Annotated in this window: 6 protein-coding genes; 5 read left to right on the forward strand and 1 reads right to left on the reverse strand. The window is 60.5% G+C overall.

From position 1 onward, the window contains the following. Positions 1-652: ATP-dependent metallopeptidase FtsH/Yme1/Tma family protein (locus ACT67G_RS04525; RefSeq protein ID WP_443663169.1), on the reverse strand; the 652-nt coding region annotated here is incomplete at its 3' end. Between the two features lie 206 nt (positions 653-858). On the opposite strand from ACT67G_RS04525, the gene rlmB reads away from it, so the two are divergent. From rlmB to ACT67G_RS04550, 5 genes are all read left to right on the forward strand, one after another. Continuing rightward, positions 859-1,626 carry a 23S rRNA (guanosine(2251)-2'-O)-methyltransferase RlmB gene (rlmB, locus tag ACT67G_RS04530; RefSeq protein WP_325244796.1) on the forward strand — a complete coding sequence of 256 codons (768 nt, stop codon included), beginning with the start codon at positions 859-861 and terminating at the stop codon, positions 1,624-1,626. A gap of 81 nt (positions 1,627-1,707) precedes the next feature. Further along, on the forward strand, positions 1,708-3,876 hold the full coding sequence (locus ACT67G_RS04535; protein WP_443663171.1) for a hypothetical protein: 2,169 nt from the start codon (positions 1,708-1,710) through the stop codon (positions 3,874-3,876). A gap of 360 nt (positions 3,877-4,236) precedes the next feature. Further along, positions 4,237-6,312: an elongation factor G gene (locus ACT67G_RS04540; protein ID WP_325244800.1), complete on the forward strand. Its 2,076-nt coding sequence runs from the start codon at positions 4,237-4,239 to the stop codon at positions 6,310-6,312. Positions 6,313-6,584: 272 nt separating this feature from the next. Then, entirely contained in the window at positions 6,585-6,776 is a 192-nt protein-coding gene (locus ACT67G_RS04545; RefSeq protein ID WP_443663173.1) for a DUF4177 domain-containing protein, read from the forward strand. Positions 6,777-6,910: 134 nt separating this feature from the next. Beyond that, a complete protein-coding gene (locus ACT67G_RS04550; RefSeq protein WP_443663175.1) occupies positions 6,911-7,477 on the forward strand; it encodes an NADH peroxidase in 567 nt (188 codons plus the stop codon). Positions 7,478-7,767 lie beyond the last annotated feature (290 nt).

A 7,767-nucleotide genomic window follows, 5' to 3' on the forward strand; every position in this document is an offset into this window, starting at 1 on the left:
TGGACTTCTCCATATACACCTTGGCGTTGGCCTTGCCCACGCCGCCGATGCCGCCGATGCCGCCCATGCCGCCCTTCTTGGCCATCCAGCGCATCACCAGGGAGAACATCAGCATCAAAAGCACGAAGGGCATGATATAGTTCACCAGGAACGTCAGCAGGGGGCTGATGGGGGCCTGGTAATCCATGTCATACTTGACGCCGGTGGCCTCTTTATACTGATCCAGATAGGCGATTACTGCATCGTCGGATTCCAGCTGGACGGTGAAGAGGTCCAGCCGGGCGGCCTGCTCGTTGCCGGATTGATCCGTGAAGGTGTAAACGGCATTGCCGTCGGCATCGGTGGACTTGGTATAGACGGTGCCGTCTTCGGCAGTGTAGGTGCAGCCGTCCTGCAGGGTGATGTGGAGGATGTTCTCCGCGTTGTCGAACTGCACCATCTCCACCTGGTCCTGGGCCACCATGTCCTTGAAGACGCTGTACTCCACGGTCATGGAGGATCCCTGGTGTCCGGCGGAGCCGAAGTAGGAGCTGGCGTAGCTGATGATGATGGTGGCAAGCAAAGCCCAGCAGATCAGCGAGATCACACCCCGCCAGTTTCCATTGTTTTTATTTTGGTTGTTGTTTTTGCTGTTTTTGTCGTTTTGGTTCATGTATGGACTCCTTTCGGGCTAAAAGCCTGAAAAAGAAAGCGCGCCGGAGCTTTCAAAATTACTTTGGAAGTATATCACAGAAGCTGGAAATCTACAAGGCGAAGCGCCCTCTTTTTGATGAAATTTCTGTGAATTCCACTTTATTGTGCCCGCTTGGTGTGGTATACTGCCATATGTATGCGAAAAAACACGCTTGGAGGAAACCTATGGACGAACAGAAGAAAGCCAATCTCACCGCTGAGGCCGACGGCATCATCGAGGGCCGCAACGCCGTCATCGAGGCTCTGCGGGCCGGGGAGACCATCGACAAGATCTACCTCCAGAAGGGGGAGACGGACAAGACTCTGGGACACATCGCCTCCAAGGCCCGGGCTGCGGGCATCGTGGTGGTGGAGGCGGACAAGCGTAAGCTGGACGGCATGAGCCGCACCCACGCCCACCAGGGGGTCATCGCCCTGGCCGCCGTGCGGGAGTACGTCAGCGTGGAGAGTATCCTCCAGAGCGCTGCCGACAAGGGGGAGAACCCCCTGCTAGTGATCTGCGATGAGATCTCGGATCCCCACAACCTGGGCGCCATCATCCGCACTGCCGAGTGCGCCGGAGCCCACGGCGTGGTGATCCCCAAGCGCCGCAGTGCCGGGCTCACCGCTGTGGTGGCCAAGACCTCCGCCGGCGCCGTGGCTCATGTGCCGGTGGCCCGGGTGCCCAACATCCCCTCCCTGCTCAAGGATCTGAAAAAGCAGGGCGTGTGGGTGTTCGGCACCGCGGCGGACGGCAATACCACCCTGTACGACGCGGATCTCAAGGGCCCTGCCGCCATTGTCATCGGCAGTGAGGGCGAGGGGATGACCCGCCTGGCGGCAGAAAACTGTGACTTCCTTGTGAGTATCCCCATGCGGGGCAAACTCAATTCCCTCAATGCATCCGCCGCGGCGGCCATTTTGCTCTACGAAGCTGTGCGCCAGCGGATGTAAGGGATCCGGCGGGCAAACGCCTGCCGCGCAAAAAGAACCGATCCAACCCAAGACCGCGCCGCAGCGCGCACGGAGGAGCACATGGCGTCCAAAGACCAGAAAAAGGAATATGAGCCGCTGACAAGCCAGACAGATATCCCGCCGGAGGGGGAGTACTCTCTGGAGGAGATCCTGGCGGAGTACGGCGGCGGCCGGGAAAAGCTGCTGCGGGACGTGGAGCAGGCGGCAGCCGCCATGGAAGAGGAGCAGGCTGCTCCTCCGGAAGACGGGCCTTCAGCGGAGATGGCTGCTGAGGAACAGGCGGAGCCGGAAAAGCCCCGGCGGAAAAAGACGGCGCGCTTTCACAAGAAAGCCTCCGCTCAGCCTGAGAAAGATGCTGCCGCCCCCAGCAAGAGGGAGGAGCCCCGCCTGGAGGAACCGGTGGTTCCGCCGGAGGATCTGCCCAAGGCGCCTCACCCCGTCTCCATTGAAGAGGTGGTCAACCACACGGTGGATGCGGTGATGGAGGAGCGGCGGGAGCCGCTGATCCGCCCGCATGTGGGGCTGTTCTCCCGGAAAAAGCTGGAGGAGACGGAGAAGATCTATCCTCCGCCGGAACCGGAGCCGGAGGTGGTGGCGGAGCCCATCGGGCCGGAGCCGGATCCACGGGACGCTGCGGCAGACGCCAAGGACGACTGGCGCGCCCGCCGGGCCTCTCTTCCCGCGGCGCTGGTGGCGGCCCTGGTTCCCTGCGCTTTGCTGGGGGCGGAGGCCTATGGGTTCTCCGCGCCTCTTTGGAATACAGATCAGCGGCTGCAGTCGGTATTTTTGCTGGCCTGCCTGGCGGTGGTAGCCCTGATGACCCGCCATGTGTTCTCCTACGGTGCGCGGATGCTGGTACAAAAACGGTGTACCGGGGAGCTGCTGTGTGCCCTCTCGGCTCTGGTGTCGGCGGCAGACTGCGTCAGCCGCCTGACGATGCCGGAGCGCAGCGACGCCATGCCCTACGCAGCCGTCAGCTGCCTGGGCCTGGTGATGGCCCAGTGGGGATTGATGCGCCAGAGCCAGGGGGAGTACGACACCTTCCGCACGGCGGCCCTGGATCCGGAGCCGCCCTATCTGGTGACGGAGACGGATCACGGCGCCTGCAAGCAGCGGGGGGATCTGCCGGGGTTCTATACCACCGCTGCCCAGGACCCTCTGCCGCTGATGTGGCAGGCGGCGCTGCTGCCGGTGGTGCTGATGGCCACTGTCGTCTTTGCGGGGCTCAGTTCCCTGGGGCAGGGGCGGGGAGCGGACTTCTTCCTGAACTGGTCCGCCATCCTGTGTGCCTCTGCCTCCTTTGCCCTGCCGCTATGCTGGGGACTGCCCTTTTCCCGTTTGGCTCAGCGTCTGCAGAAGACCGGCTGTGCCGTGGCGGGCTGGCGGGGTGCCGACCGCATCAGCCGCAAAAAGACCATGATCGTCACCGACAGCGATCTCTTTCCACCGGGCACCGTGGCCCTCAACGGCGTAAAGGTGTTCGGGGAGGAGCTGCCCAAGGCGGCCTCTTACGCGGCCACCATGTGCCGGGCCGCCGACTCCGGGCTGGAGTGGCTTTTTGACGGCCTCATGCGCAGCGAGCGGGGCCGCTACGAGCGGGCGGACGATTTCAGCTTCTATCAGGAGGGAGGCTATTCCGCCACCATCCACGGGGAGTCCGTGCTGCTGGGGACCGCTTCCTTCATGCGTAAGATGGAAGTGCGGCTGCCGGGGGGCATCAATCTACGCACCGGCATCTTCCTGGCCATTGACGGACAGCTGGCAGCGGTGTTCGCTGTGAAATACAATGCCTCGGAAAATGTGGATTACGCCCTGCGGATGATGCGCCGCAGCCATATCACCCCCATCCTGGCGTCCCGGGATCCCAACATCACCCCTGCCTTGCTTAAGCGCAAGTTCCACAAGGGGGTGAAGGTGGAGTATCCGGATCTCACCACCCGGGTGGCCCTCAGCGAGGCGGAGCTGGACCGGGGACTGCCCAGGGCCCTGCTGTTCCGGGAGGGGCTGCTGCCCTATGCCGAGACGGTGGTGGGCAGCCGGCGCATGTGCAGGACGGTCCGGCGGGCCGCTGCCCTGGCCATTGTGAGCAGTGTGGCGGGAACCCTGCTCTCGTTCTATCTGGTCTTTGACGGGGCCTACGATCTGGTGTCGCCCCTGTATCTCATGGCGTTTTTGCTGCTTTGGACGCTGCCTGTGCTGGTGATGTCGGACTGGTGCGGCCGATACTAAGGAAGCAGCATCATCAAGCAACAAGGGGAAGAGGCCTTGCGCCTCTTCCTTTTGCTTTGCCCTGGGATGTTTTGGACCGGAGAAAGGGTGCCGGAAGGCGCCTGTCCCCGCTGATCCCAGCGGCATTTCAGCCCGCTGGAAAGGGAGAAAACGCTCCGGGGCACGGGCTGCATTTGTCAAAAATTTGGCGGAAATTTCTACCTCCTGCCCAAAATGTCCAAGATGCAAAATTTTTATTGTATTGACCCACCAAATGTTGTATAATTTCTACATTAGGCAATGGGGATCCACCCCCTGCCCGGGACCCCTGTACGGCCAGACCGGCCGGGGCGAGAGCACAAACATAAGGAGTGTTACGACATGAGCTATTCCGTACAAAACATCCGCAACGTCTGCTTGCTGGGTCACAGCGGCAGTGGCAAGACCGCTCTGGCGGAGAGCCTTCTGTATATCACCGGTGCCATCGACCGGATGGGCCGCTGCGCCGACGGAAATACCGTTTGTGATTACGATCCGGAGGAGACCAAGCGGCAGATTTCCCTTTCTACCGCTGTGGCGCCCCTGGAGTATAAGGGCTGCCGCATCAACGTGCTGGACACCCCGGGTGCTTTCGACTTCGCCGGCGAGGTGATGGAGGCCCTGCGGGCCGCCGACGCCGCCATCATCGTCTGCTCCGCCAAGGACGGCGTGTCCGTGGGATTGGAGAAGGCGTGGAAGTACTGCGAGGAGCGGAACATGCCCCGCTTCATCTATATCTCCAAGACCGATGAGGACAACAGCGACTACAACGCCACCTTCGAGGCCCTGCGTGAGCGCTTCGGCAAGAAGATTGCTCCCATCGTGGTGCCCATCTGGGACGAAGACAAGCGGGTCACCGGCATCATCGATGTTTTGAATAAGCGCGCCTATGAGATGCAGGATCTCAAGCGCGTGGAGATCGAGATCCCCGAGGGCAAGGGCGAGGTCATTGAGGAGTTCAACAACGCCCTCAAGGAGTCCGTGGCCGAGACCAGCGAGGAGTTCATGGACAAGTTCTTCGGCGGCGAGGACTTCACCTACGCCGAGATGATCCAGGGCCTGCGCCAGGGCGTCCGGGAGCTGAGCCTGTTCCCGGTGCTGTGCGGCTCCGCTGTCAACTGCATGGGCTCTCTCATGCTGATGGACAATATCGTGGATCTGCTGCCCAACCCCATGGAGGGCAACTATCACAAGGCCACCCGCGCTGACGGCGAGACCGAGGAGTTCGTGGTCTCTCCCGGCGGCGTGCCCACCGCCTTTGTGTTCAAGACCGTCTCCGACCAGTACGGCAAGTACTCCTTCGTGAAGGTGCTCTCCGGCTCCATCACCCCGGATATGCCCATGGTCAACGCCCGCACCGGCGCCACGGAGAAGCTGGGCCGCCTGTATGTCATGCGGGGCAAGAAGGCCACTGAGGTCAAGGAGCTCTCCTGCGGCGACATCGGTGCCATCGGCAAGATGGAAAAGGTCAAGACCGGCGATACCCTGTGCGATGCCCGTAAGGTGGTGGCTCTGAAGAACATTCCCTTTGCCGAGCCCTGCTACTCCGTGGCCATCGTGCCCAAGACCCGGGGCCAGGAGGACAAGATCGCCCAGGGCCTTGCCAAGCTCAACGAGGAAGATCCCACCTTCACCGTTACCAACAACCCCGAGACCCATCAGATGGTGCTCTCCGGTTCCGGCGACATGCAGGTGGATGTGCTCATCAGCAAGCTGCGCAGCCGCTTCAATGTGGAGGCAGTGCTCAAGCCCGTCCGGGTGCCCTATCGGGAGAAGATCCGCAAGACCGTTCAGAAGCAGGGTCGTCACAAGAAGCAGACCGGCGGTTCCGGCCAGTTCGGCGACGTGTGGATCCGCTTCGAGCCCAACCCCGACTCTGAGGAGATGGTCTTCGCCGAGGAGGTCTTCGGTGGTTCCGTGCCCAAGAACTTCTTCCCGGCGGTGGAAAAGGGCCTGCGTGAGGCCTGCGTCCACGGCCCGCTGGCGGGGTATCCCGTGGTGAACCTGAAGGCCGTGCTGTATGACGGCTCCTATCACCCGGTGGACTCCTCCGAAATCGCCTTCAAGACCGCGGCCCAGCTGGCCTACAAGGCCGCCATGCCGGAGGCCAACCCCGTGCTGCTGGAGCCTGTGGGCGAGCTGAAGGTCACTGTGCCCGATAACTACATGGGCGATGTCATCGGCGATCTCAACAAGCGCCGGGGCCGCGTTATGGGGATGGATCCCACCGGCGACGGCAGCCAGGTGATCTCCGCTGAGGTTCCTATGGCCGAGATGGGTTCTTATGCCATCGATCTGCGGTCCATGACCCAGAGCCGCGGCAGCTTCACCTTCCACTTCGTCCGCTATGAGGACTGCCCGCCTGCGGCCCAGGAGAAGGCCATTGCCGAGGCAAAGGCTCTGGCGGAGGAACAGTGATTCGCATTTGAATGGGCAGTCCGGCCAGGGTTCCCGCCGAGGCCGGAAGCCTCGGTGGGAAAGAGTCGGGACAAAGAAGCGGAGTGCAGCCTTTGCCGTCAGGCGGATGCGGAGCGAAGCGGATTTCGGCCCGGCGACGTGCCCGCCTGCGGCCCAGGAGAAGGCCATCGCCGAGGCAAAGGCCCTGGCGGAGAAACAGTAAGGCTTACGATACACTGCGTCAAAACGGCGGGATCTTCTGATCCCGCCGTTTTTTGAAAGGAGATTTTGATATGTACGAATATCAGTATATCCCCCTGGATACCGGCGGAGGATTTTTCTCCGGCGGGAGTGAGCATCGGAAGATCATCGATGAGTGGGCGGCCAAGGGGTGGCGCTATGCGGGCTTCGTTCCCATGCAATTTACCAGCCACGGCGGTATCAGCTGCATAGACCTGATCTTTGAGCGGGAAGCAAAAGCATGAAGTTTGTGAAAAGTTTTTGAACAGTTGCATAAGCAACTGTTCAATATTAGAATATTCTGTTATACTCAGACCATCCCAAGGGGAGATAAGAGTTTACGATTAAAAAATAGTTATAAAATGAGGAGGAACCAAATATGAAAAAGTGGGTTTGTTCTGTTTGCGGTTATGTGTTTGAGGGCGAGAATCCCCCCGAGAAGTGCCCCCAGTGCGGTGTTCCCGGCTCCAAGTTCACCGAGCAGAAGGGTGAGATGAGCTGGGCTGCCGAGCACGTTGTGGGTGTGGGCAAGTCCTTCGGCGACAACGTTCCCGCTGAGGTCCAGAAGGAGATCCTGGACGGTCTGAACGCCAACTTCACCGGCGAGTGCACCGAGGTGGGCATGTACCTGGCCATGGCCCGCGTCGCCTATCGTGAGGGCTATCCCGAGATCGGCGAGTATTGGCGCCGGGCCGCTCTGGAAGAGGCTGAGCACGCTGCCAAGTTCGCTGAGCTGCTGGGCGATGTGCTGACCGACTCCACCAAGAAGAACCTGGAGATGCGGGTCGAGGCCGAGAACGGCGCCACCCTGGGCAAGTTCGAGCTGGCTAAGCTGGCCAAGCAGTACAACCTGGACGCCATCCACGACACCGTGCACGAGATGGCCCGCGACGAGGCCCGCCACGGCAAGGCTTTCGAGGGCCTGCTGAAGCGTTACTTCGGCTAATTGAAACCGCAGAAACAAGCACTTTTGAGAGGGAATGGGGAGACCTGTTCCCTCTCTTTTTGCGCCTGCGCCGCTCCATTGTGGATATTTTTGTGGCATTTCTTTCTTTTCCATCCGTGAAAACTTTCCACATGTGGATATTCAGTTTTTTGCCTTATATCAAGCGGTTTTTACCGCTTAATACCGAAAAATGAAGAGAAATTAACAACTTTTGAGAAGTTTTTGCTTTGCCGGGACAAAAATCAAGAAGTTTTGAAGTGTTTTCCTTGACTTTCACCGATTTTTTGAGC

Source organism: Dysosmobacter sp. (assembly GCF_052306735.1).
Classification (GTDB): Bacteria; Bacillota; Clostridia; order Oscillospirales; family Oscillospiraceae; genus Oscillibacter.